This is a genomic window from Mycobacterium sp. 1274756.6, from assembly GCF_001668625.1.
In the GTDB taxonomy this organism is placed as follows: domain Bacteria; phylum Actinomycetota; class Actinomycetes; order Mycobacteriales; family Mycobacteriaceae; genus Mycobacterium.
The window spans coordinates 1-24,698 of record NZ_LZLJ01000059.1 but is presented as its reverse complement, the minus strand read 5'-3'; the positions used below and the strand labels follow the sequence as shown (position 1 = coordinate 24,698).

At 72.6% G+C, this 24,698-nt stretch carries 23 protein-coding genes; 18 read left to right on the top strand and 5 right to left on the bottom strand.

The window, feature by feature from the left end; all coding sequences use genetic code 11:
• Nucleotides 1–18: 18 nt before the first annotated feature.
• The 3 genes from A5643_RS07610 to cofD are packed head-to-tail and all read right to left on the bottom strand — an operon-like array spanning nucleotide 19 to nucleotide 2,902.
• Nucleotides 19–561, bottom strand: coding sequence for an NUDIX hydrolase (locus tag A5643_RS07610; protein ID WP_066853582.1), 543 nt, complete (start codon nucleotides 559–561; stop codon nucleotides 19–21).
• Nucleotides 558–1,919 carry a coenzyme F420-0:L-glutamate ligase gene (locus tag A5643_RS07605; RefSeq protein WP_066853580.1) on the bottom strand — a complete coding sequence of 454 codons (1,362 nt, stop codon included), beginning with the start codon at nucleotides 1,917–1,919 and terminating at the stop codon, nucleotides 558–560. The genes A5643_RS07610 and A5643_RS07605 overlap by 4 nt, the downstream gene beginning before the upstream one ends.
• A complete protein-coding gene (cofD, locus tag A5643_RS07600; RefSeq protein WP_066853578.1) occupies nucleotides 1,916–2,902 on the bottom strand; it encodes a 2-phospho-L-lactate transferase in 987 nt (328 codons plus the stop codon). The genes A5643_RS07605 and cofD overlap by 4 nt, the downstream gene beginning before the upstream one ends.
• A 404-nt stretch (nucleotides 2,903–3,306) precedes the next feature.
• Between cofD and A5643_RS07595 the strand changes: the two genes are divergently transcribed.
• Entirely contained in the window at nucleotides 3,307–3,645 is a 339-nt protein-coding gene (locus tag A5643_RS07595) for a WhiB family transcriptional regulator (protein ID WP_156628624.1), read from the top strand.
• A gap of 38 nt (nucleotides 3,646–3,683) precedes the next feature.
• Here the strand turns inward: A5643_RS07595 and A5643_RS07590 are convergent, their stop codons facing one another.
• Nucleotides 3,684–4,106 carry a metallopeptidase family protein gene (locus A5643_RS07590; protein ID WP_066853574.1) on the bottom strand — a complete coding sequence of 141 codons (423 nt, stop codon included), beginning with the start codon at nucleotides 4,104–4,106 and terminating at the stop codon, nucleotides 3,684–3,686.
• Between the two features lie 131 nt (nucleotides 4,107–4,237).
• On the opposite strand from A5643_RS07590, the gene A5643_RS07585 reads away from it, so the two are divergent.
• The 12 genes from A5643_RS07585 to A5643_RS07530 all read left to right on the top strand — a co-directional run bounded on the left by A5643_RS07585 (nucleotide 4,238) and on the right by A5643_RS07530 (nucleotide 17,175).
• Nucleotides 4,238–4,630, top strand: a complete 393-nt coding sequence (locus tag A5643_RS07585; protein WP_082948800.1) for a DUF3499 domain-containing protein — start codon at nucleotides 4,238–4,240, stop codon at nucleotides 4,628–4,630.
• A gap of 90 nt (nucleotides 4,631–4,720) precedes the next feature.
• Nucleotides 4,721–6,109: a phosphomannomutase/phosphoglucomutase gene (locus A5643_RS07580; protein ID WP_066853571.1), complete on the top strand. Its 1,389-nt coding sequence runs from the start codon at nucleotides 4,721–4,723 to the stop codon at nucleotides 6,107–6,109.
• Nucleotides 6,110–6,119: 10 nt separating this feature from the next.
• Nucleotides 6,120–7,190: a TobH protein gene (locus tag A5643_RS07575; RefSeq protein ID WP_066853569.1), complete on the top strand. Its 1,071-nt coding sequence runs from the start codon at nucleotides 6,120–6,122 to the stop codon at nucleotides 7,188–7,190.
• A 9-nt stretch (nucleotides 7,191–7,199) separates the two neighbouring features.
• Nucleotides 7,200–8,441: a mannose-6-phosphate isomerase, class I gene (gene manA / locus A5643_RS07570; RefSeq protein ID WP_066853568.1), complete on the top strand. Its 1,242-nt coding sequence runs from the start codon at nucleotides 7,200–7,202 to the stop codon at nucleotides 8,439–8,441.
• Nucleotides 8,438–9,364, top strand: coding sequence for a cation diffusion facilitator family transporter (locus A5643_RS07565; RefSeq protein ID WP_066853566.1), 927 nt, complete (start codon nucleotides 8,438–8,440; stop codon nucleotides 9,362–9,364). The genes manA and A5643_RS07565 overlap by 4 nt, the downstream gene beginning before the upstream one ends.
• On the top strand, nucleotides 9,361–10,896 hold the full coding sequence (locus tag A5643_RS07560; protein WP_066853564.1) for an amino acid permease: 1,536 nt from the start codon (nucleotides 9,361–9,363) through the stop codon (nucleotides 10,894–10,896). The genes A5643_RS07565 and A5643_RS07560 overlap by 4 nt, the downstream gene beginning before the upstream one ends.
• 77 nt (nucleotides 10,897–10,973) lie before the next feature.
• Entirely contained in the window at nucleotides 10,974–12,260 is a 1,287-nt protein-coding gene (locus A5643_RS07555) for an alkane 1-monooxygenase (protein ID WP_066853562.1), read from the top strand.
• Nucleotides 12,257–12,439, top strand: coding sequence for a rubredoxin (locus A5643_RS07550; RefSeq protein WP_066853560.1), 183 nt, complete (start codon nucleotides 12,257–12,259; stop codon nucleotides 12,437–12,439). Before A5643_RS07555 ends, A5643_RS07550 begins: the two co-directional genes overlap by 4 nt.
• 53 nt (nucleotides 12,440–12,492) lie before the next feature.
• Nucleotides 12,493–13,122, top strand: a complete 630-nt coding sequence (alkX, locus tag A5643_RS07545; RefSeq protein WP_066853558.1) for a TetR family transcriptional regulator AlkX — start codon at nucleotides 12,493–12,495, stop codon at nucleotides 13,120–13,122.
• A gap of 92 nt (nucleotides 13,123–13,214) precedes the next feature.
• Nucleotides 13,215–14,672, top strand: a complete 1,458-nt coding sequence (ahcY, locus tag A5643_RS07540) for an adenosylhomocysteinase (RefSeq protein WP_066853556.1) — start codon at nucleotides 13,215–13,217, stop codon at nucleotides 14,670–14,672.
• Between the two features lie 87 nt (nucleotides 14,673–14,759).
• Nucleotides 14,760–15,404: a hypoxia response regulator transcription factor DosR/DevR gene (gene dosR / locus A5643_RS07535; protein ID WP_066853554.1), complete on the top strand. Its 645-nt coding sequence runs from the start codon at nucleotides 14,760–14,762 to the stop codon at nucleotides 15,402–15,404.
• Between the two features lie 7 nt (nucleotides 15,405–15,411).
• Nucleotides 15,412–17,175 carry a GAF domain-containing sensor histidine kinase gene (locus tag A5643_RS07530; protein ID WP_066853553.1) on the top strand — a complete coding sequence of 588 codons (1,764 nt, stop codon included), beginning with the start codon at nucleotides 15,412–15,414 and terminating at the stop codon, nucleotides 17,173–17,175.
• Here the strand turns inward: A5643_RS07530 and A5643_RS07525 are convergent.
• On the bottom strand, nucleotides 17,108–18,163 hold the full coding sequence (locus A5643_RS07525; protein WP_066853551.1) for an Acg family FMN-binding oxidoreductase: 1,056 nt from the start codon (nucleotides 18,161–18,163) through the stop codon (nucleotides 17,108–17,110). The genes A5643_RS07530 and A5643_RS07525 overlap by 68 nt on opposite strands.
• 219 nt (nucleotides 18,164–18,382) lie before the next feature.
• Between A5643_RS07525 and A5643_RS07520 the strand changes: the two genes are divergently transcribed.
• The 5 genes from A5643_RS07520 (at nucleotide 18,383) to lpqB (ending at nucleotide 24,625) form a co-directional block, all read left to right on the top strand.
• Complete coding sequence (locus A5643_RS07520; protein WP_066853550.1) at nucleotides 18,383–19,786, top strand: WS/DGAT/MGAT family O-acyltransferase; 1,404 nt, start codon at nucleotides 18,383–18,385, stop codon at nucleotides 19,784–19,786.
• A 28-nt stretch (nucleotides 19,787–19,814) separates the two neighbouring features.
• Entirely contained in the window at nucleotides 19,815–20,447 is a 633-nt protein-coding gene (locus A5643_RS07515; RefSeq protein ID WP_066853548.1) for a dTMP kinase, read from the top strand.
• An 80-nt stretch (nucleotides 20,448–20,527) separates the two neighbouring features.
• The gene (mtrA, locus tag A5643_RS07510) at nucleotides 20,528–21,214 is read left to right on the top strand and encodes a two-component system response regulator MtrA (protein WP_082948803.1); all 687 of its coding nucleotides are present in this window, start codon (nucleotides 20,528–20,530) and stop codon (nucleotides 21,212–21,214) included.
• Between the two features lie 22 nt (nucleotides 21,215–21,236).
• A complete protein-coding gene (gene mtrB / locus A5643_RS07505) occupies nucleotides 21,237–22,880 on the top strand; it encodes an MtrAB system histidine kinase MtrB (protein WP_066853545.1) in 1,644 nt (547 codons plus the stop codon).
• Complete coding sequence (gene lpqB / locus A5643_RS07500) at nucleotides 22,877–24,625, top strand: MtrAB system accessory lipoprotein LpqB (RefSeq protein ID WP_066853544.1); 1,749 nt, start codon at nucleotides 22,877–22,879, stop codon at nucleotides 24,623–24,625. Before mtrB ends, lpqB begins: the two co-directional genes overlap by 4 nt.
• Nucleotides 24,626–24,698: the final 73 nt, after the last annotated feature.

Genomic DNA, 24,698 nt, shown 5'->3' with positions numbered 1-24,698 from the left:
TCGCCGCGGCGGGCCCGGTCAGCTGCCGCGGTGGGTCGCGGTGGCCACCAGATAGGCCAATGCGGCGTCGGTGCCGTCGGGCAGCCCGGTCGCCGGCCACCACCGCAGATCCAGCGACTCCGCGCTGATCCCGATCGTCGCGCCGGCCGGAGCGCGGGCGACGAATTGCAGGTCCAGATGACGGGTCGGGACTCCCAGTGAACAGGTCACCGGGTGGACATGGATGGCGGCCAAGCCCGCATCGAGCGCCAGATCGTCGATGCCGGATTCCTCGGTGGCCTCGCGCAGTGCGGCGGCGAAGATGTCGCGGTCCTCAGGCTCGCAGTGCCCGCCGAGTTGCACCCAGCGGCCCAGCCGCGGATGCAAGGTCAGCAGCACCTGCCCGCCGGTGTCGTCGAGCACCAGGGTGGAGGCGGTGATATGGCCGGGCACGCATTCGCGCAGACACGCATCGTCGCGGGCGTGCAGGAAGGTGAGCACGGCATGGCGTAGCGCATCCTGGCCGGGATCGGGTGCAGCCCAATCGGTCAGCAGCCGGATCGCCGAATCCCGCACGCTCACTTGCGCACCAGCAGGTTCTCGGTGGCGGCGGGCGGGCGCGGCTGCGCCGGCGTGTCGGAATCGTCGTCGGGGTAGCCGATCGCGATGGCGCCCAACGGTTCCCAGTCTTCGGGCAGGTCGAGTTCGGCGCGTACCACCTCGGCGGCGAAGATCGTCGACCCGATCCAGCAGCTGCCCAGACCGCGTACCGCCAATCCGACCAGCAGCCCCTGCACGGCGGCGCCGACGGCCACCGTGAACATGGTGTGTTCGGCGGCGGTTCGCGTCTGGTCGGGATAGTGGTGCGCGCCATCGGGAACCAGGAACGGGATGACGACTTCCGGTGCGTCGTAGAGGATCCGGCCGCGCGCCACCCGACGTTCGATGGACTCGGCGGACTTGCCGTCGCCGGCCAGGTCGGCGCGCCACTTGTCGGCCATCGCGTCGAGCAGCCGGGTGCGCAGCGCCGCGGTCTGCAGCCACAGAAACCGCACCGGGCGGGTGTGGTGGGGCGCGGGGGCGGTGAGGGCGTCGGCGACGGCCGCGGTGATCAGCTGATCGGGCACCGCGGTGGCGGCGAAGCGGCGCACCGAGCGGCGCATCAGCAGGGCCTGGCTGCGGCCCAGCTCCACCGCCTCGGCGGTGCCGAGCCAGAACAGGTCGTCGCTGCCGCGGCGGATCAGCGCCTGCGCGGTCGAACCGTCGTCGGCCGGGCCGAAGCCGCGCAGCACCGCCACCGGGATCCCGGTCAGCTTGCCCTTGACCAGGTCGGCGGCGGCGGCGATCTCGTCGGCCACCGCGATCTCGGTGACCAGCAGTTCGTTTCCGTGCCGGTCGGCCGCGCCGGCATAGCCGTGCAGGACGGCCAGGCCCGCAGCGCCGATCGCGACGTCGATCTGCCCGTTGCGCCAGGCCCGGCCCATCGTGTCGGTGATCACGACCGCGACGTCGACGCCGAGCAGCGCATGCAGCCCGGCGCGCAGCGCGGCCGCCGAGCCGTCGGGGTCGATCGGCAGCAGCGCCAACTCGTCGGCGCCGACGTTGGAGCCGTCCACCCCGGCGGCGGCCTGCACCAGACCGATCCGGTTCTCGGTGATCAGGGTGCGCCCCTTGCGGGCCAGCACCCGGACCGCCTCCTGGTCGATCAGCTTGCGCCGCAGGGCGTCTCGCTTTTCGGGATCGCGTGGGGCGGTCACCATGCGGCCCTCGCACTTGGAGACCACCTTGCTGGTGACCACCACGACGTCGCCGTCGCGCAGCCAGGGCGCGGCGTCGGCGAGGGCGGCGGCGAGGTCGTCACCCGGGGCGAACTCGGGTAGACCCGGCACCGGCAGCAACTCGATCACGGCGGCGCTGCCGTGCTCGGCCGGCGCGCTCACGGGGCCACGCCGGCGAGGTCGAGGCCGGCGCGGACCATGGCCGCGGTCGCGTCGGGATCGGTCATCAACAGGGGTGCCGAACGCACCGTGACGCCGTCGATCTCGGCCTGCTCGCCGTCGTGGACCAGCCAGTAGTCCAGGATCCCGGTGCCGCGCCGGGAGCCGTACAGGGCGCCGACCGCGGCCGCGGTGGTGGGGACCCCGATCGTCTCCAGGCAGATGTCGGCCATGCCGCGCACCGGTTTTCCCGAGACGATGGGGGAGTAGCCGACCACCGGTGCGGCCGTGGAGCGCAACGCCCCGCGGATCCCGGGCACGGCCAGCACCGCCCCGATGGAGACCACCGGGTTCGACGGGGCCAGCAGGACCACGTCGGCCTCGGCGATCGCCTCGGCGACCCCGGGGGCGGCGGTGGCGCCTTCGGCGCCGACGAACGCGAAGCTGTGGGTCGGCACCCGGGCCCGGTGGCGCACCCACCACTCCTGGAAGTGGATCGCGCGTTGTTCGCCGTCGTCGGGGTCGGTGATCACCACGTGGGTCTCACAGCGGTCGTCGCTGGCCGGCAGCAGCCGCGCCCCCAGCGGCCAGCGGTCGCTGAGCGCGGCGGTGATCTGGGAGAGCGGGTAGTCCGCCCGCAGCATCTGGCTGCGCACCAGGTGGGTGGCCAGATCGCGGTCGCCCAGGGCGAACCAGTCCGGCTGCACCCCGTAGCGGGCCAGCTCCTCCTTGGCGTTCCAGGTTTCGTCGCGGTGCCCCCAGCCGCGCTCCGGATCGACCACGCCGGCCAGGGTGTACATGCAGGTGTCCAGGTCGGGGCAGATGCGCACGCCGTGCATCCAGGCGTCGTCGCCGACGTTGACCACCGCGGTCAGCTCATGGGCCGAACCGTCCCCGGCGCCGAACCGGCCGAGTCCGAGCAGCCGTTGCACGCCGAGCAGAAAGCGGGCGCCGCCGACGCCGCCGACGAGTACCGTGACCTTCACACCGCACGACAGTACTGCCCGTTCGGGGCCGGCATTCGAGGGCGGCACCGGGGTGCGGAAGCGGGCGCGGGGGCGGATGTGGCCAACACGACACCGACTCGCCGATCACGGACACGCCCGGGTTCGGTCACGAGATGATATGGAAACGCGCGCGAAAGCTTGACCGGAGCAGACATCCCGTGTCTAATCACATCAGTGTCATTTCCCGGTTGGCCAGCCGAAATCGGTGTCGCAGACCGAGTTTCGATCACCTGTTCGAAGTGAAGTGGCCGGACATCAACACACAGTGCGCGAGATTGACCAACGAGACCAGGGTGAGGAGGCGGAGCGTGTCGATCGAACACCTTCCGGGCGTCACGGGACCAGCACCGCACACTAATACCGATTTGCCGACCACGGGGGGAATGACACGACCGCATCTGAGCCTGGTGTCCGAACCGGCCCCCGGAGCCTTCGAGGGAGGCTTCGATGCCGGTTTCGCCGGGGGCTTCGATGAGGACCTGTTCGACGGCGGGACCGCCACCCGCGAGGAGTGGCAGGACCAGGCGCTGTGCGCCCAGACCGACCCGGAAGCCTTCTTCCCGGAGAAGGGCGGGTCGACCCGGGAGGCCAAGAAGATCTGCCAGCGCTGCCCGGTGCGCGGCGAATGCCTGGAGTACGCCTTGGCCCACGACGAGCGGTTCGGGATCTGGGGCGGGCTCTCCGAACGCGAGCGGCGCCGCCTCAAGCGCGGCATCGTCTAGCCGGCAACGTCTAACCCGCAGCGGCTAACCCGCGGCGCTCACCGGTCGTCGATGGTGGGGTCGATGACCGACGGATCCACGTCCAGATAGGTGGCGACCTGGGCCACCAGAATCTCGTGCAGCAAGTCGGTGAGATCCTCGGAATCCTTGGCGCGCCGCTCGATCGGCTTGCGGAACAACAAGACCCGCGCGCGGGTTGCGTTGCCGCGCACGTCCACCCCCGCGGGAATCAGCCGGGCCAGGGCGATCGGTCCATCGGCGACCACCTCCGGCGGCCACTGCACGTTCTCCGGGTCGCGCGGGGAGATCCGCGGAATCTCATCGACCGCGATGTCCAACTCCGCGATCCGCGAGCCGAGCCGCTGCTCGATGGGCTCGTAGGCCTCCAGCACCGCCATGTCGAAACGTTCCGCCCGGCTGCGCCAGCCCGGCACCGTCGGCGGCAACAGCGGGCCCCGCACTTCGCGGCCGCGCCGGGCGGCGGCGGCACGCCGATCCCTCATCGGGCCGATGATAACGGTTCCACATCGCCGCACCCCCGCCCGCGCGTGTCCGGCGCGGCGCGGCTGGGTGCCCACGATAGCCTTCCGGCGTGACTGTTGTTCGTCGCTGCTGTCGGCCCGGATGCCCGCACTACGCGGTGGCGACGTTGACGTTCGTCTACTCGGATTCCACCGCGGTGGTCGGCCCGCTGGCGACCGCACGCGAACCGCACTCCTGGGATCTGTGCGTCAGCCACGCCGGGCGAATCACCGCTCCCCGCGGCTGGGAGCTGGTCCGCCACGCCGGGCCGCTGACCGCGCCCTCCGAAGACGACGACCTGGTCGCCCTGGCCGACGCGGTGCGGGAGAGCCGCACCGGGGTCGCCGCCACGGCGGCCGGATTCGTCCCGCCGCCCGGCCCGCAGCCCCACGAGCCCGGTGGTCCGCCGCGCGGCGGCGGCCGGCGCCGCGGGCACCTGCGGGTGTTGCCCGACCCCAGCTGATTTCACGCGGTGAGGTGGCCCGCACCGCGGAGGCCGGCCGGTAGGCTGACAGCCACACGAGTCGAGTCCGTCACCGTCAGGAGCACCGCCATGTCCCGGCCCGCCGCGGCTGTCCACCGCGTGATCAAGGCGTACGACGTGCGCGGTCTGGTCGGCAGCGAACTCGACGAGGCGTTCGTCGCCGAGGTGGGCGCCGCGTTCGCGGCGTTGATGCGCGCCGAGGGCGCAAGCCAAGTCGTGATCGGCCACGACATGCGCGACAGCTCGCCGTCGCTGGCGGCCGCGTTCGCCGGCGGGGTGCGCGCGCAGGGCCTGGACGTGGTGCGGATCGGGCTGGCCTCCACCGACCAGTTGTACTTCGCCTCCGGGGCGCTCGACTGCCCCGGCGCGATGTTCACCGCCAGCCATAACCCGGCCGCCTACAACGGCATCAAGCTGTGCCGGGCGGCGGCGCGGCCGGTCGGCGCCGACACCGGGCTCCGCGAGATCGGCGACGCCGTCATCGCCGGGGTGCCCGTCCACCACGGCCCGGCCGGCTCGATCACCGACACCGACGTGCTGGCCGACTACGGCACCCACCTGCGCTCGCTGGTCGACACCACCGGGCTGCGCCCGCTGCGGGTGGCGGTCGACGCGGGCAACGGGATGGCCGGGCACACCGCGCCGGCGGTGCTCGACCCGATCGCCGGGCTCACCGTGCTGCCGCTGTACTTCGAGCTCGACGGCTCCTTTCCCAACCACGAGGCCAACCCGCTGGACCCGGCGAACCTGCGCGACCTGCAGGCCTACGTCCGCGAGACCGGCGCCGACATCGGGCTGGCGTTCGACGGCGACGCCGACCGGTGCTTCGTCATCGACGAACGCGGCGAGCCGGTCTCGCCGTCGGCGGTGACCGCGCTGGTGGCCGCCCGCGAGCTGGACCGGGAACCGGGCGCCACGGTGATCCACAACCTGATCACCTCGCGCGCCGTACCCGAGTTGGTCACCGAACGCGGCGGCACCCCGGTGCGCTCGCGGGTCGGGCACTCCTACATCAAGGCGCTGATGGCCGAGACCGGCGCGGTCTTCGGCGGGGAGCACTCCGCGCACTACTACTTCCGCGACTTCTGGGGCGCGGACTCGGGCATGCTGGCCGCCCTGCACATGCTGGCCGCGCTCGGCGGGCAGCAGCGGCCGCTGTCGGAGCTGACCGCCGACTACCAGCGCTACGCGGCGTCCGGCGAGATCAACTTCACCGTCGCCGACGCCGACGCCGCGGTGGCCGCGGTGCTGGCCGCCCTCGACGGGCGCGTCCGCGACGTCGACCGCCTCGACGGGGTGACCGTGGACCTCACCGACGGCAGCTGGTTCAACCTGCGCAGCTCCAACACCGAGCCGCTGCTGCGTCTCAATGTCGAAGCCCCCGGCGTCGACGAGGTGACCGAACTGGTGGACCGGGTCGGCGCGGAGATCACCGCCTCCCAGAAGGCACCGCGGTGAAGGCGCCGCGGTGACCGCCCGCCACGCGGCGATCGACCTCGATGACGGCGACGACCTGCTCGCCGCGGACACCGACGGCCTGCTGCGGGCGACCGCCATGGCCGGCGCGCAGGTGCGGGCGGTCGCCGCCGCGGTCGAGGAGGGCGCGCTCGCGACGCTGGGCGACGACCCGGCGCGCACCCTGATCCACCTGGCCGGGCGGGGCGGCGCCGGCACCGCGGGCGCGCTGCTGGCCGCCACCCAGTCCGGCTCGTCGGCCACCCCGCTGGTGCAGGCCGGCGAGGTGCCGCCGTGGATCGGCCCGCTGGACGTGCTGCTGGTCGCCGGCGACGATCCCGCTGACCCGGCGCTGGTCACCGGCGCGGCGACCGGGGTGCGCCGCGGCGCCCGGGTGGTGATCGCCGCGCCGTACGAGGGGCCGTTGCGCGACGCCGCCGCCGGCCGGGCGGCGGTGCTGGCGCCGCGCATCGCGGTCCCCGACGAATTCCGGCTCGCCGGGCACCTGGCCGCCGGGCTGGCGGCGCTCGGTGCCGTCGGACCGCGCACCCGGGCCGACCTGGCGGCGGTGGCCGATGCGCTCGACGCCGAGGCGCTGCGCGACGGGCCGGCCCGCGAGGTGTTCACCAACCCGGCGAAGAACCTGGCCGAGCGGCTGGCCGGACGGTCGGTCGCGCTCGCCGGGGACGACCCCACCACGCTCGCGCTGGCCCGGCACGGCAGCGCCGCCCTGCTGCGCATCGCCCGCACCCCGGCCGCGGCGGGCGGGCTCGGCGACGCGGTTGCGGCGCTGCGGTCGGCGCCGACCGCTAGCATCTTCCACGACGATCAGATCGACGGGCCGGCACCGGCCCGGCTGCGCGTGCTGGCGCTGGCGCTGGCCGAGCACCGGACGGTGGTGGCCGCCCGGGTCGCCGGGCTCGCCGACGTCGACCTGGTCACCGCAGACGACACCGCCGCCGACGACCGCGACCCGGCCGCCGCGGCGGACCGGGTGCCCGCCGAGCAGCAGGCGGCCGTGCTGGCCGTCCGGCTGGAGTTGGCCGCGGTGTACCTGCGGCTGCGCGGGGAGAGACGGGGATAGTTCAAGACAGTGGAACTGCTACGCGGTGCGATACGCACCTACGCCTGGGGGTCGCGGACCGCCATCGCCGAATTCACCGGCCGTCCGGTCCCGACCGTGCATCCCGAGGCCGAGCTGTGGCTGGGCGCCCACCCCGGCGACTCGGCCTATCTGGCCACCGAGGGCGGGGAGACCTCCCTGCTGGAGACCCTGGCCGCCGACCCGGAGGGGCAACTCGGCGCGGCCACCTGCGACCGGTTCGGCGACACCCTGCCGTTTCTGGTCAAGATCCTCGCCGCCGACGAACCGCTGTCGCTGCAGGCCCACCCCAGCGCCGCGCAGGCGGTGGACGGCTTCCGACGGGAGGAGGCGGCCGGGGTGCCGGTCAACGCCCCGGTCCGCAACTACCGCGACAGCAGCCACAAGCCCGAACTGCTGGTGGCGCTGCAGCCGTTCGAAGCGCTGGCCGGGTTCCGCCCGGTGGCCCGCACCATCGGGTTGCTGCGCGCGCTGGCGGTCTCCGACCTGGACCCGTTCATCGACCTGCTCGGTGCCAATTCAGACGGCGGCCAGTCCGACGCCGACGGGCTGCGCGCCCTGTTCACCACCTGGATCACCGCACCGCAGCCCGACCTCGACGTCTTGGTGCCCGCGGTGCTCGACGGCGCGATCCACTACGCGGCCTCGGGCGCCGAGGAGTTCAGCGCCGAGGTGCGCACCCTGCTGGAGCTGGGCGAACGCTACCCCGGCGACGCGGGGGTGCTGGCCGCACTGCTGCTCAACCGGATCCGGCTGGCGCCGGGGGAGGGGCTGTTCCTGCCCGCCGGCAACCTGCACACCTACCTCAACGGTGTCGGGCTGGAGGTGATGGCCAACTCCGACAACGTGCTGCGCGGCGGGCTGACCCCCAAGCACGTCGATGTCCCCGAACTGCTGCGGGTGCTCGACTTCAGCCCCACCGCCGAGGCGGCGCTACGCACCCCGACCCGCTGCGACGGCTTCGCCCGGATCTACCAGACCCCGGCCGAGGAGTTCGCGGTGGCCGCCCTCCGCCTCGACGGGGCCGACCTGGGCCACGAGGTCGACGCGCCCTGCCCCTACGACGGGCCGCAGATCCTGGTCTGCACCGAGGGCGCGATGACGGTGCACGCCAAGGCCACCACCCTGACCCTGGAGCGGGGCATGGCCGCCTGGGTCGGTGCCGAGGACGGGCCGATCCGGTTGCTGGCCCGCGGGCCTGCGACGGTGTTCCGGGTCACCGTGGGCGCGTGAGCAGCGGCAGCACCCGCGCCATCCTGGCGGCGTTGACCGCCAACGCCGGCATCGCCGCCGCCAAGTTCGCCGGGTTCGCGATCACCGGCAGTTCGGCGCTGCTGGCCGAAGCCGTGCACTCGGTGGCCGACACCGGCAACCAGGCGCTGCTGCTGTGGGGCCAGCGCGCCGCCCGCCGCGCCGCCGACCCCACCCACCCGTTCGGCTACGGCCGCTCCCGCTACTTCTGGTCGTTCGTGGTGGCGCTGGTGCTGTTCACCCTCGGCGCGGTCTTCGCGCTCTACGAGGGCTACCACAAGATCGTCGCCCCCACCCCGGTCACCGCTCCGGTGGTGGCGCTGGGCATCCTGGCGGTCGCCATCGGGCTGGAGACCTACAGCTTCACCACCGCGGTCCGCGAGTCGCGGCCGCTGCGCGGATCCGGCAGCTGGTGGCAGTTCATCCGCACCTCCCGCAGCCCGGAGCTGCCGGTCGTGCTGCTGGAGGACACCGGGGCGCTGGTCGGGCTGGTCTTCGCGGCGGCCGGGGTGGGGCTGACCGTGCTCACCGGCGACCCGGTCTGGGACGGCGTGGCCACCGTCGGGATCGGGGCGCTGCTCGGGGTGATCGCGGTGATCCTGATGGTCGAGATGTACAGCCTGCTCATCGGGGAGGGCGCGACCGGCGCCGAGGACGCCGCGATCCGCGCCGCGGTGGCCGGCACCGAACACGTCGAGCGGCTGATCCACCTGCGCACCCAGTACCTGGGCCCCGACGAACTGCTGGTGGCGGCCAAGATCGCGCTGGGCGCCCACGTCGACCTGGCCACCGTCGCCGCCACCATCGACGCCGCCGAGGCGCGCATCCGGGCCGCGGTGCCCGCCGCGCGGCTGATCTACCTGGAACCGGACCTGGACCGCTCGACAACCGGAGGTGAGCGATGAACCGGTGGCGCACCAAGTCGGTGGAACAGTCCATCGCCGACACCGAGGAGGCCGGCACCCGGCTGCGCCGCGACCTGACCTGGCGGGACCTGACCGTCTTCGGCGTCTCGGTGGTCGTCGGTGCGGGCATCTTCACCGTCACCGCCTCGACCGCAGCCGACCTGACCGGCCCGGCCATCTCGGTGTCGTTCGTGATCGCGGCGGTCACCTGCGGGCTCGCGGCACTGTGCTACGCCGAGTTCGCCTCGACGGTGCCGGTGGCCGGCAGCGCCTACACCTTCTCCTACGCCACCTTCGGCGAGTTCGTCGCCTGGATCGTCGGCTGGAACCTGGTGCTGGAGTTCGCCCTGGGCACCGCGGTGGTCGCCAAGGGCTGGTCGAGCTATCTGGGCACCGTCTTCGGTTTCGGCGGCGGCACCGTGGCGCTGGGCTCGCTCACCGTGGACTGGGGCGCGCTGCTGATCGTGGTGCTGGTCGCGGTGCTGCTGGCCGCGGGCACCAAACTGTCCTCCCGGTTCTCCGCGGTGGTCACCGCGATCAAAGTGGGCGTGGTGCTGCTGGTGGTGGTGGTCGGCGCCGGCTACGTCAAGGCGGCCAACTTCACCCCGTTCGTGCCACCGCCCGAGACCGGCGGCACCACCGGCACCGGGATGGACCAGTCGGTGCTGTCGCTGCTGACCGGCGCGCAGGGCAGCCAGTACGGCTGGTACGGGATGCTGGCGGGCGCCGCGATCGTGTTCTTCGCCTTCATCGGTTTCGACGTGGTGGCCACCACCGCCGAGGAGACCCGTAACCCGCAGAAGGACGTCGCGCGCGGCATCCTGGCCACCCTCGGGGTGGTGACCGTGCTCTACCTCGCGGTCTCGGTGGTGCTCTCGGGGATGGTGTCCTACACCGAACTGCGCGCCGGCGCGGGCGGCGCCCCGCCGAACCTGGCCACCGCCTTCGTGCTCAACGGGGTCGGCTGGGCCAGCGGGGTGATCTCGATCGGCGCGCTGGCGGGACTGACCACCGTGGTCATGGTGCTCATGCTCGGCCAGTCGCGGGTGCTGTTCGCGATGTCGCGCGACGGGCTGCTGCCGCGGCCGCTGGCCCGCACCGGCGCGCGCGGCACCCCGGTGCGCATCACGGTGCTGGTCGCGGTGCTGGTGGCCGTCGCCGCGTCGGTGTTCCCGATGGACAAGCTCGAAGAGATGGTCAACGTCGGCACGCTGTTCGCCTTCGTGCTGGTCTCGGCGGGCGTGCTGGTGCTGCGCCGCACCCGCCCGGAGCTGCCCCGCGGCTTCCGGGCGCCGTGGGTGCCGGTGCTGCCGATCGTGTCGATCGCGGCCTGCCTGTGGCTGATGCTCAACCTGACCGCCCTGACCTGGGTGCGGTTCGGGGTCTGGATGGTCGCCGGGGTGGCGGTCTACCTCGGCTACGGCAGGCGGCACTCGGTGCTGGCGGCCCGCCTCGCCGGCCAGCGGGCGGAGCCGGACAGCGACCCCGACAGCGACCCGGACAGCCCCGACCAACGAGTTTTACAAACGTAGGGCAAATGTCTAGACAAAAGACATAGACGGCAGTAACGTCCACTGGTGAGTGGTGGTACTCACAAGGAGGTTTGCCGATGAGCACCCAATCGCCGGCCCAGGCGACCGAAGCGATCACCCCCGCGAGCGCCGAGACACCGGCTTGGCGGGACAAGAAGCGCTACCTGTGGCTGCTCGGCCTGATCGCGCCCACCGCGCTGTTCCTGGTGCTGCCGATCGTGTGGGCGCTCAACCAGGCCGGCTGGCACACCGCCGCGCAGTCCCTGTTCTGGATCGGGCCGGTCCTGATCTACGTGCTGCTGCCGATCCTGGACCTGCGGTTCGGCGCCGACGGCCAGAACGCCCCCGACGAGGTGATGGCGCAGCTGGAGAACGACAAGTACTACCGCTACTGCACCTACGCCTACATTCCGTTCCAGTACGCCAGCGTGGTGCTGGGCGCCTACCTGTTCACCGCCGCGAACCTGAGCTGGCTGGGCTTCGACGGCGCCCTGGGCTGGCCGGCCAAGATCGGGCTGGCCCTGTCGATCGGCGCGCTCGGCGGCATCGGCATCAACACCGCCCACGAGATGGGGCACAAGAAGGAGTCCCTGGAGCGGTGGCTGTCCAAGATCACCCTGGCGCAATCCGGCTACGGCCACTTCTACGTCGAGCACAACCGCGGCCACCACGTGCGGGTGGCCACCCCGGAGGACCCGGCGTCGGCCCGCTTCGGCGAGACGTTCTGGGAGTTCTTGCCGCGCACCGTGTTCGGCAGCCTGCGCTCGGCGCTGCACCTGGAGGCCCAGCGCATCCGCCGGGCCGGCAAGAACCCGTGGAACCCGCTGACCTGGCCGGGCAACGACGTGCTCAACGCCTGGGCGATGTCGATCGTGCTGTGGGGAGCGCTCATCGCGGTCTTCGGGCCCGGCCTGATCCCGTTCGTGCTCATCCAGGCCGTCTACGGGTTCTCGCTGCTGGAGTCGGTGAACTACCTCGAGCACTACGGGCTGCTGCGCCGCAAACGCGACAGTGGCCGCTACGAGCGCTGCACCCCCGAACACAGCTGGAACTCCGACCACATCGTGACCAACCTGTTCCTCTACCACCTGCAGCGCCACAGTGACCACCACGCCAACCCGACCCGGCGCTACCAGACGCTGCGCAGCATGGACGGGGCGCCGAACCTGCCCAGCGGCTACGCGTCGCTGATCGGGCTGACCTACTTCCCGCCGCTGTGGCGCCGGCTGATGGACCACCGGGTGCTCGACCACTACGACGGCGACATCACCCGGGCCAACATCCACCCGCGGGTGCGCGACAAGGTGCTCGCCCGCTACGCCCCGGCCGCCGCGGCCGGACCCGCCCTGGAGGTGACCCGATGAGCGACTACAAACTGTTCGTCTGCGTACAGTGCGGCTTCGAGTACGACGAGGCCAAGGGCTGGCCCGAGGACGGCATCGAGCCCGGCACCCGCTGGGCCGACATCCCCGAGGACTGGAGCTGCCCGGACTGCGGCGCCGCCAAAGCCGACTTCGAGATGGTCGAAGTCGTCCGGCCGTGACCGCCGCAGGGCCGGCAGCGACTAGTCTCGCCCGGGTGAGCCGAAACCCGCGGATGCCCTACGCCGAGGCATCCCGCGCGCTGTTGCGGGACTCGGTGCTCGACGCGATGCGCGAACTGCTGCTCAACCGGGACTGGTCGGCGGTCACCCTGGCCGACGTGGCCGGGGCGGCCGGGGTGAGCCGCCAGACCATCTACAACGAGTTCGGGTCGCGCCAGGGCTTGGCGCAGGGCTACGCGCTGCGCCTGGCCGACCAACTCGTCGACGTCATCGACGCCGCCCTGGACAACAACGTCGGCGACATCCACGGCGCCTTCCTGGAGGGCTTCCGGCTGTTCTTCGCCCAGTCGGCCGCCGACCCGCTGGTGATCTCGCTGCTCACCGGTGTCGCCAAACCGGACCTGCTGCAGATCATCACCACCGACAGCGCCCCGATCATCACCCACTGCTCGCAGCGGCTGACCGCCACCTTCACCCGCAGCTGGGTGCAGGTCAGCGACACCGACGCCGGGATCCTGGCCCGCGCGATCGTGCGGCTGGCGATCAGCTACGTGTCGATGCCGCCGGAATCCGACCACGACGTCGCCGCCGATCTGGCCCGGTTGTTCACCCCGGCGGCCGAGGCCTACGGCACCGTGCGCGACGACGCGGCGGCCTGGGGTCCCGACGGCGGCCACCCCTAGCGCACCGGCACCCGCACCGGCAGCGGGGGCGCCCAGCGCCGTCGGTAACGTGTAGGCGAGCTATCCGATTCGACATCGACGAAGGGCCCCTGATGACTGTGACCGCCGACAGCCGCAACGGCATCGAGTACAAGGTCGCCGACCTGTCGCTGGCCGAGTTCGGCCGCAAGGAGATCCGGCTGGCCGAACACGAGATGCCGGGCCTGATGGCGCTGCGGCGCGAGTACGCCGACGTCAACCCGCTGCGGGGGGCGCGCATCTCCGGGTCGCTGCACATGACCGTGCAGACCGCGGTGCTGATCGAGACGCTGGTGAGCCTGGGCGCCGAGGTCCGGTGGGCCTCCTGCAACATCTTCTCCACCCAGGACCACGCCGCCGCCGCGGTCGTCGTCGGCCCGCACGGCACCCCGGAGGAACCCCAGGGCACCCCGGTCTTCGCGTGGAAGGGCGAGACCCTCGAGGAGTACTGGTGGGCCGCCGAGCAGGCGCTGACCTGGCCGGACGAACCGGCCAACATGATCCTCGACGACGGCGGCGACGCCACCATGATGGTGCTGCGCGGCGCCCAGTACGAGAAGGCCGGCGTGGTGCCGCCGATCGAGGAGGACGACCCGGCCGAGTGGAAGGTCTTCCTCACCCGGCTCGCGCAGCGGTTCGAGACCGACAAGACCAAGTGGACCCGCATCGCCGAGTCGGTCAAGGGCGTCACCGAGGAGACCACCACCGGGGTGCTGCGGCTCTACCAGTTCGCCGCCGCCGGTGAGCTGACCTTCCCGGCGATCAACGTCAACGACTCGGTCACCAAATCCAAGTTCGACAACAAGTACGGCTGCCGGCACTCCCTGATCGACGGCATCAACCGCGGCACCGACGTCATGATCGGCGGCAAGACCGCGCTGATCTGCGGCTACGGCGACGTCGGCAAGGGCTCCGCGGAGTCGCTCAAGGGGCAGGGCGCCCGGGTGATCGTCACCGAGATCGACCCGATCAACGCGCTGCAGGCGCTGATGGAGGGCTTCGACGTCAAGACCGTCGAGCAGGCGATCGGCGAGGCCGACATCGTCATCACCACCACCGGCAACAAGGACATCATCACCCTCGAGCACATGAAGGCGATGAAGGAACAGGCCATCCTGGGCAACATCGGCCACTTCGACAACGAGATCCAGATGGCCGCCCTGGAACGCTCCGGCGCCGTCCGCGACACCATCAAGCCGCAGGTCGACCAGTGGACCTTCCCGGACACCGGCCGCTCGATCATCGTGCTCTCCGAGGGCCGGCTGCTCAACCTGGGCAACGCCACCGGCCACCCGTCGTTCGTGATGAGCAACAGCTTCTCCAACCAGGTCATCGCCCAGATCGAGCTGTGGACCAAGAACGACGAGTACGACAACGAGGTGTACCGGCTGCCCAAGCACCTCGACGAGAAGGTGGCCCGCATCCACGTCGAGGCGCTCGGCGGCACGCTGACCAAGCTGACCAAGGACCAGGCCGAGTACATCGGCGTCGACGTCGAGGGCCCCTACAAGCCCGACCACTACCGCTACTGACCGACCCGCCGGGGCGGACCTCGTTGCCCCCGCCGCCGTCGCATCGGACAATTGGTGCGACGTCCCGGGGTAGGCGAGGAGGCAGGCGTGGTCACGGTGTTCCTGGTCGATGACCACGAGGTGGTGCGCCGCGGCCTGATCGACCTGCTCGGCGCCGACCCGGAGCTCGAGGTGGTCGGGGAGGCCGGCACGGTGGCCGAGGCGCTGGCCCGCATCCCGGCCGCCCGCCCCGATGTCGCCGTGCTCGACGTCCGGCTGCCCGACGGCAACGGCATCGAACTGTGCCGGGAGCTGTTGTCGCGCCTGCCCGACCTGCGGTGCCTGATCCTGACGTCGTTCACCTCCGACGAGGCGATGCTGGACGCCATCCTGGCCGGCGCCAGCGGCTATGTGGTCAAAGACATCAAGGGCATGGAGTTGGCGCGGGCGGTCAAAGAGGTCGGCGCCGGCCGCTCGCTGCTGGACAACCGGGCCGCGGCGGCCCTGATGGCCACGCTGCGCCGCACCGACGAGCCCGCCGACCCGCTGTCGAACCTCACCGCCCAGGAACGCACCCTGCTCGGGTTGCTCGCCGAGGGCCTGACCAACAAGCAGATCGCCGACCGGATGTTCCTCGCGGAGAAGACCGTCAAGAACTACGTGTCGCGGCTGCTGGCCAAACTCGGCATGCAGCGGCGCACCCAGGCCGCGGTGTTCGCCACCAAACTGGCCCAGAACCAGCCGCCCCGATGAGCCGACGATGACCACCGCACCCGGCCCCGGCAGCGACCCCGCCGACCCGCACCGGCAGATGCGCGACACCCTCTCGCAGCTGCGGTTGCGGGAGCTGCTCGGCGAGGTGCAGGAGCGCGTCGAGCAGATCGCCGAGGGCCGCGACCGCCTCGACGGGTTGATCGAGGCGATGCTGCTGGTGACCTCCGGGCTGGACCTCGACGCCACCCTGCGCGCGATCGTGCACGCCGCCACCAACCTCGTCGACGCCCGCTACGGCGCGATCGAGGTGCACAGCCGCGACAACCGGCTGATGGAGTTCGTCCACGAGGGCGTCGACGCGGAGACCGTGGCGCGCATCGGCCAACGCCCGCGCGGCCGCGGCGTGGTCGGGGCGCTGATGACCGACCCGCGACCGACCCGGCTCGACGACATCGCCGAGCACCCCGCGGCGGTGGGCTTCCCGCCGCACCACCCGCAGATGCGCACCTTCCTGGGGGTGCCGATCCGGATCCGCACCCGGGTGCTGGGCAACCTGTACCTCACCGACAAGGCCGGCGGCCAGCCGTTCACCGAGGATGACGAGGTGCTGGTGCAGGCGCTGGCCGCGGCCGCGGGCAGCGCCATCGCCAATGCCCGGCTCTACGAGCAGGCCAAGGCCCGCCAGTCCTGGATCGAATCCACCCGCGACATCGCCACCGAACTGCTCTCCGGGTCCGACCCGGCCGACGCGTTCCGGGTCATCGCCGAGGACGCGGCGAAACTGACCGGCGCCGACGCGGCCCTGGTCGCGGTCCCTACCGACACCGACAACGCCCACCCCGAAGTGCTGCGGGTGGTCGAGACCACCGGCCCGGCCCTCGCCGCGCTGGCCGGCCGGGACCTGCCGGTGGCCGGCACCGTGATCGGGCAAGCCTTCACCGACCGCGCCCCCCAGCGGCTGGACCGGCTCACCCTCGATCCCGTCCCGGAGGCCGTTCTGGCGCCCGCCCCGGCGCCCGTGCTGGCGGAGGCCGGCCCGCTCGGCCCGGCGCTGGTGCTGCCGATGCGGGCCACCGACACCGTCGCCGGTGTGGTGGTGGTGCTGCGCGGACCCGACGCGGTGCCGTTTCGCGACGACCACCTGGAGATGGCGGCCGCCTTCGCCGACCAGGCGGCCCTGGCCTGGCAGCTGGCCACCTCGCAGCGCCGGATGCGCGAGCTCGACGTGGTCGCCGACCGGGAGCGCATCGCCCGCGACCTGCACGACCAGGTCATCCAGCGGCTGTTCGCGGTCGGACTGTCGCTGCAGGGCACGATCCCGCGGCTGCGCGCCGGGGAGGTCGCCGACCGGCTCTCCGCCGCCGTCGACGACCTGCAGGACGTCATCTCCGACATCCGCACCACCATCTTCGACCTGCACGGCAGCGACACCCCCGGACTGCGGCAGCGCATCGACGAGGTGATCGCGCATTTCGCCGGGGCCGGGCCGCGCAGCAGCGTGCAGTACACCGGCCCGCTGTCGGTGGTCGACGGGGAGTTGGCCGACCACGCCGCGGCGGTGGTCCGCGAAGCCGTGAGCAACGCGGTGCGTCACGCGCAGGCGTCGACGCTGGCGGTGCAGGTGCGCGTCGACGACGAATTGTGCATCGAGGTCAGCGACAACGGGTGCGGCATGCCCGAGGTGGTGTGCCGCAGCGGGCTGCGCAACCTGGCCCGGCGCGCTGAACAGAGCGGCGGCCGATTCAGTGTGAACAGCCGGCCGGCAGGCGGGACCGTGCTGCGGTGGTCGGCGCCGCTGGTGACCGGGTAGCGGAGTCGGCCGGCTGCCACACCTCGGCCAGCGCCCGGCGCGGGGTGGCGGGCAGCGGATCGGCGTTGACCGGCGCCCACCCGACCCGCACCAGCATCTGCGGGTAGCCGGCGTCGCCGAACACGTCGGTGCGCACCGCCGCACGGGTCTGCTCGACCTCGAGCGGCTCGGTCACTGGGCAACTGGCCAACCCCAGCGCCGTGGCGGTCAACAGCACCACGCTGGTGGCCTCCCCGGCCCGCAGCCACGCCGTCGCGTCGTCGGCCGCGGTGCCCAGCGCCAGCAGCACCGAGTGGTCGTCGGCGGGCTCGGCCCCGGGCGGCTGCGCCAACGCCGGACCGGCGAACACCCGGGCCGGCACCCCGGCCGCCGGCTCGGGGCGGGGCGTGTTGCTCGCCGGGACCCCCGCGGTCGAGCCGTACCGCCCGCTCCACGCGGTCAGCTCGGCCAGATACGCCGCGTCCGCGACGTGGTGGCGCACCGCCGCCGCGATCAGCGGCCGCAGGGTGTCCATCGCCACAAGCCGGCGCAGCATCACCCCGCCGCGCGCGACCCGGGCCGCCATCAGGGCGATGTCGCCGTCGGCGACCGGCCAGCTGCTGTAGAGCCTGCGGTCGGTGCGGCGCCGCGGGATCGCCGCGGCCAGCCCGACCGTCGCCGCCTCGGCCCGGTCGCGCCGCAACTCCAGCACCGCCAGGTGCGTCGGGTCCGCCGGGTCGGGCAGGCGGCGCACCGTGGCGTGCCAGCCCAGCGCGGCGAACGCCACCACCGCGTGGTGCAGGGCGGCGCCACAGCTGATCAGCAGATCCCGGCCGGCGGGGTCGACCCGGTGCAGCCGGCGCGCAGGGTCGGCGAGCAGGTGCACCCGCGCCCGGTCGCGGGGGTCGGCTCGCCAGCGCCACGGCTGCGAGTTGTGCACCGACGGCGCCCGCACGGCCAACTCCACAGCGGTGTCCACCGTTGCGGCGTCGGGGAATTCGGCGTCCATGGGCGGCCCTCTTTCCGGTGGCGCCGGGCGTGCCGCCCGGCTGCTGCTCTCAGCATGGCGGCGCCCCGGCCGCGACCGGCAGGGGCCGAAGGTCCCGCCCGGGAGGGACTTTCCCCGCCAGGTCGGGACTTCCGGCCCTGGTGACGACGACCCGGCACCGCCGATAGTGAAGTCGTGGGTCGTAGCGCATCAACCCCGAGTTCCCGGGAGGTCACCGCCATGGATCGCATGGGAGTACTCGACGCGGGCTTCCTGCACGCCGAGGATTCCGACCGCCACGTCAGCCTGGCCATCGGCGGGCTGGCGGTGCTGGACGGGCCGGCGCCCGACTACGACCGGCTGCTGACGACGCTGGGTGCGCGGATGTCCGCCTGCCCCCGGTTCAAGCAGCGGGTCCGGTTGCGCCCGTTGGACATCGGTCCCCCCGAATGGGTCGACGACGACGATTTCGACCTGACCCGCCACGTGCGACGCATCGGCGTGCCCGCCCCCGGCGGCGAGACCGAACTGCACGCGCTGGTCGCCGAGATGATGTCGTGGCGACTGGACCGCGCCCGGCCGCTGTGGGAGATCTGGGTCATCGAAGGCCTCGCCGAGCACCGGTGGGCGATGCTGATGAAGGTCCACCACTGCATCGCCGACGGCATCGCCACCGCGCACATGCTCGCCGGGCTGTCCGACGACGGTGTGGCCGCCGCCTACCCGGCACCCGACGGCGACCCGCCGGCGGTGCGACCGCCCGCGCGCCCCGCCGGCGATTCCCCCGGCTGGCTGGCCGGGCTGCGTGACGCGTCGGTGGCGGCGGCCGCGGCCACCGCCCGCGCGGTGCGCGGGGCGGGGGAGATCACCGCGGGGCTGCTGCGGCCGGCCGCCACCTCGTCGCTCAACGGCCCGATGTCGGGCCGCCGCCGCTACGCGGCGGTCCGGGTGCCGCTGGCCGACATCCGGCGGGTCTGCCGCACTTTCGACGTCACCGTCAACGATGTGGCACTGGCGGCGCTCGCCGAGAGCTACCGCGACACCCTGATCCGGCACGGCGAGATCCCGCAGCACGATTCGCTGCGCACCCTGGTGCCGGTCTCGGTGCGCGGGGACGGCGAGGCGGACCGCACCGACAACCGGGTCTCGGTGATGCTGCCGTATCTGCCGGTGGAGGAGGCGAACCCGGTGCAGCGGCTGCGAATGGTGCGCGCCCGGATGGCGCGGACCAAGTCCGCCGGGCAGCAGCAGGCCGGCAGCGCGGCGGTGGGGATCGCCAACGCGGTGGTGCCCTACCCGCTGACCGCGTGGGCGGTGCGGCTGGCTACCCGGCTGCCGCAGCGCGGCGTGGTCGCGCTGGCCACCAACGTGCCCGGGCCGCCCCGGCCGCTGTCGATCCTGGGCTGCCGGGTGCTGGCGGTGCTGCCGGTGCCGCCGATCGCGATGCGGTTGCGCACCGGGGTGGCGATCCTCAGCTACGCCGACGACCTGTATTTCGGGGTGCTGGCCGACTTCGACGCGCTGCCCGACATCGACGACCTGGTCGGCGGTATCCGGGTCGCGGTCGCCCGGCTGGTGGCGGCCAGCAAGCGGCGCAAGACCGCGCGCGATCGCCGCGGCCTGCAACTGGTGGTCAACGCCTGACCGCGCGGCGCCGCGCTACGCTGCGCGGATGCTGATCGCGATCGAAGGGGTGGACGGCGCGGGCAAGCGCACGCTGTCGGCGGGGCTGCGGGCGCGCTGGGAGCGGCAGGGCCGCACGGTGGCCACCCTGGCGTTCCCCCGCTACCGGCAGTCGATCACCGCCGACCTGGCCGCCGAGGCGCTGCACGGCGAGCACGGCGACCTGGCCGATTCGGTGTATGCGATGGCGGTGCTGTTCGCCCTGGACCGCGCCGCCGCCCGCGCGGAGATCGCCGCCGCCCGCCGCGACCACGACGTGGTCATCCTGGACCGCTACGTCGCCTCCAACGCCGCCTACAGCGCCGCCCGCCTCCACCAGGACGCCGGCGGGCCGGTGGTCGACTGGGTGCACCGGCTGGAGTACGGCCGGCTGGACCTGCCCGCCCCGGACCGGCAGCTGCTGTTGGCGGTGCCCACCGAAGTGGCCGGCCAGCGGGCCCGGCGCCGCGCGCAGCAGGAGGCCGACCGGGCCCGCGACAGCTACGAACGCGACACCGGCCTGCAGGCGCGCACCGGGGCGGTCTACGCGGAGCTGGCCGCCGCCGGCTGGGGCGGACGCTGGCAGGTGGCCGGCGCCGACACCGACCCGGCGGAGCTGGCCGGCGAGCTCATCGCCGAGTGAGCGGCCGAACACCCGTTTCGGGCTGATCGGTGCAGCTACCGGCGTGTGGTAGCCGGGTTTTGTCACGATCTGGTGACACCATAGACGCCATGAAACAAAGGATCCTTGTCGTCGACGACGACGCCTCGTTGGCCGAGATGCTCACCATCGTGCTGCGTGGGGAGGGTTTCGACACCGCGGTCGTCGGTGACGGCACCCAGGCGCTGACCGCCGTGCGCGAGTTGCGGCCGGATCTGGTGCTGCTGGATTTGATGTTGCCCGGCATGAACGGCATCGACGTCTGCCGGGTGCTGCGCGCCGACTCCGGCGTGCCGATCGTGATGCTCACCGCCAAGAGCGACACGGTCGACGTGGTGCTGGGCCTGGAGTCCGGCGCCGACGACTACATCGTCAAACCGTTCAAACCCAAGGAGCTGGTGGCCCGGGTGCGGGCGCGGCTGCGGCGCAACGACGACGAGCCCGCCGAGCTGCTCTCGATCGGCGACATCGAGATCGACGTGCCCGCCCACAAGGTGACCCGCCAGGGGGAGCAGATCTCGCTCACCCCGCTGGAGTTCGACCTGCTGGTGGCGCTGGCCCGCAAGCCGCGGCAGGTGTTTACTCGGGATGTGCTCCTCGAGCAGGTGTGGGGATACCGGCACCCGGCCGACACCCGGCTGGTGAACGTGCACGTGCAGCGGTTGCGGGCCAAGGTGGAGAAGGACCCGGAGAACCCGCAGGTGGTGCTGACCGTCCGGGGAGTGGGGTACAAGGCCGGACCTCCGTGACCGGTGCCCGGGAGCGCCGCCGATGATCTGGAGCTCACGGCGGCGCATCCGTCGTTCCACCCCGCTGCTGCGGGGCCTGACGGCGCTGAGCCGCGCGGTGAGCGTGGTGTGGCGCCGCTCCCTGCAGTTGCGGGTGGTGGTGCTGACCCTGGGGCTGTCGCTGGCGGTGATCCTGGCGCTGGGGTTCGTGCTCACCAGCCAGGTCACCGACCGGGTGCTCGACGTGAAGGTGCGCGCGGCCACCGAGCAGATCGAGCACGCCCGCACCACGGTCAGCGGCATCGTCGGCGGGGAGGAGGCCCGCTCGCTCTCCTCGAGCCTGCAGCTGGGCCGCAACACCTTGACCTCCAAGACCGACCCGAGTTCGGGGGCGGGGCTGGCCGGCCCGTTCGACGCGGTGCTGGTGGTGCCCGGCGACGGCCCGCGCGCGGCCACCGCCGCGGGCCCGGTCGACCAGGTCCCCGACGCGCTGCGCGACTTCGTGCGTGCCGGGCAGGTCAGCTACCAATACACCACCGTGCACACCGACGGCTTCTCCGGGCCGGCGCTGATCGTGGGCAGCCCGACCATGTCCAAGGTCAGCAACCTCGAGCTGTACCTGATCTTCCCGCTCAACAGCGAGCAGACCACGATCAAACTGGTGCGCGGCACGATGGCCACCGGGGGACTGGTGTTGCTGGTGCTGCTGGCCGGCATCGCGCTGCTGGTGTCGCGGCAGGTGGTGCTGCCGGTGCGGGCGGCGGCCCGCACCGCCGAACGGTTCGCCGAGGGCTACCTGTCCGAGCGGATGCCGGTGCGCGGCGAGGACGACATGGCCCGGCTCGCGGTGTCGTTCAACGACATGGCCGAAAGCCTGTCCCGGCAGATCGAGCAGCTGGAGGAGTTCGGAAACCTGCAGCGTCGCTTCACCTCCGACGTCAGCCACGAGCTGCGCACCCCGCTGACCACGGTGCGGATGGCCGCCGACCTCATCTACGACCACGTCGACGAACTGGATCCGGCGCTACGCCGCTCCACCGAGCTGATGGTCAACGAACTCGACCGGTTCGAACTGCTGCTGGGCGACCTGCTGGAGATCTCCCGCCACGACGCGGGCGTCGCCGAGCTGTCGGTGGAGGCCATCGACCTGCGGGCCACGGTCAGCGGGGCGCTGGAGAGCGTCGGGCACCTGGCCGCCGACGCCGGAGTCGAACTGCGCCAGGACCTGCCCGACCACGAGGTGATCGCCGAGGTCGACACCCGCCGGGTGGAACGCATCCTGCGCAACCTGATCGCCAACGCCATCGACCACGCCGAGCACAAGCCGGTGCAGATCCGGATGGCCGCCGACGTGGACACCGTCGCGGTCACCGTCCGCGACCACGGCGTGGGGTTGCGCCCCGGCGAGGAGAAGCTGGTGTTCAGCCGGTTCTGGCGGGCCGACCCGTCGCGGGTGCGCCGCTCCGGCGGTACCGGGCTGGGGCTGGCCATCAGCGTCGAGGACGCCCGGCTGCACCAGGGCCGGCTGGAAGCCTGGGGCGAGCCCGGCAACGGCGCCTGCTTCCGGCTGACCCTGCCGCTGGTGCGCGGCCACAAGGTCACCACCAGCCCGCTTCCACTGAAACCCATTGCCCCCGAACGTAACCCCGGCGACCGTGCGCCCGAACCGGCCGAGGACAGCCGATGAGCGCCCGGCTGCTGAGCGTGCTGCTGGCCGCGATGCTGGCGCTGGCCGGCTGCGCCGGGGTGCCGAGCTCCTCGGCGCCGCAGGCGATCGGCACCGTCAAGCGCGCCGCGCCGCCGAACCTGCCCAAGCCCACCCCGGACATGGACCCTGAGGTGCTGCTGCGCGAATTCCTCAAGGCCACCGCCGACCCGGCCAACCGGCACCTGGCCGCCCGGCAGTTCCTCACCCAGTCCGCCTCCGACGGCTGGGACGACGCCGGGCGCGCCACCCTGATCGACAACGTGCAGTTCGTGCAAACCGGCGGCCCGCAGCAGGTGTCGGTGGCGATGAGCGCCGACATCCTCGGCACCCTGTCGGACATGGGGGTGTTCGAGACCGCCGCCGGCCGGCTGCCCGACCCGGGCCCGATCGAACTGGTCAAGACCGCCGAGGGTTGGCGGATCGACCGGCTGCCCAACGGCGTCTTCCTGGACTGGCAGCAGTTCCAGGAGACCTACAAGCGCAACACCCTGTACTTCGTCGACCCCACCGGGCAGACCATGGTGCCCGACCCGCGCTACGTGGCGGTCTCCGATCCCGACCAGCTGGCCACCGAGCTGGTGTCCAAGCTGATCGCCGGGCCGCGCCCGGAGATGGAGCGCAGCGTGCGCAACCTGCTGGCCGCGCCGCTGCGGCTCAACGGCCCGGTCACCCGCGCCGACGGCGGCAGCACCGGCATCGGCCGCGGCTACGGCGGGGCGCGCATCGACCTGCAGGGATTGACCACCACCGACCCGCAGAGCACCAAACTGCTGGCCGCGCAACTCATCTGGACGCTGGTGCGCGCCGACATCAAGGGTCCGTACGTGATCGACACCGACGGCACCGCCCTCGATGACCGGTTCGCCGACGGCTGGAGCACCGGCGACGTGGCCGCCACCGACCCCGGCTCGGCGGAGGGCGCCGCCGCGGGCATCCACGCCCTGCTCGGCGGGGCGCTGGCCGGCATCGACGGCCAACGCTCGGTCGTGGTGCCCGGCGCGTTCGGGGCCACCACCCACCAGCTGTCGGCGGCGCTGTCGCGCGACGGGCGCCGCGCCGCCTCGGTGGTCGGCGAGCCCGACAAGGCGTCGCTGTGGATCGGGGAGCTCGGCGGCGGGGCCGGGCAGGCCGCCGAGGGCCGCACCCTGTCGCGGCCCAGCTGGTCGCTGGACGACGCGGTGTGGGTCGTCGTCGACGGCAAACTGGTGCTGCGGGTGATCCGGGAGGCCGGCTCCGGTCGGCCCGCGCACCTGCCGGTGGACAGCTCGGCGGTCGCCGCCCGGTTCCCCGGCGAGATCAGCGAACTGCAGCTCTCCCGCGACGGCACCCGCGCGGCGATGGTGATCGAGGGGCAGGTGGTGCTCGCCGGGGTGGAGCAGACCTCGACCGGGCAGTTCGCGCTGGTCTATCCGCGCCGGCTGGGCTTCGGGCTGGGCTCGTCAGTGGTGTCGCTGTCCTGGCGCACCGGCGACGACATGGCGGTCAGCCGCACCGACCCCGACCACCCGGTGTCCTACGTCAACCTCGACGGGGTCAACTCCGACGCCACCAGCCGCAACCTGACCATGCCGGTGTCGGTGATCGCGGCGGACCCGTCGGCGGTCTACGTCGCCGACCCGCGCGGGGTGATGGTGCTCTCGGCGGTCAACCCGCCGGAGGAGCCGGCCTGGACGCCGGTGCCGCCGTTCCAGGACCCCGGCGCGGTGCCGGTGCTGCCCGGCTAGCTGTGATGTCCGGGGAGGTTGGTCAGTCGGGTGACCGGTGGCCGGCCTCCGAGGGCGGAGTGGGCTCGGTGGT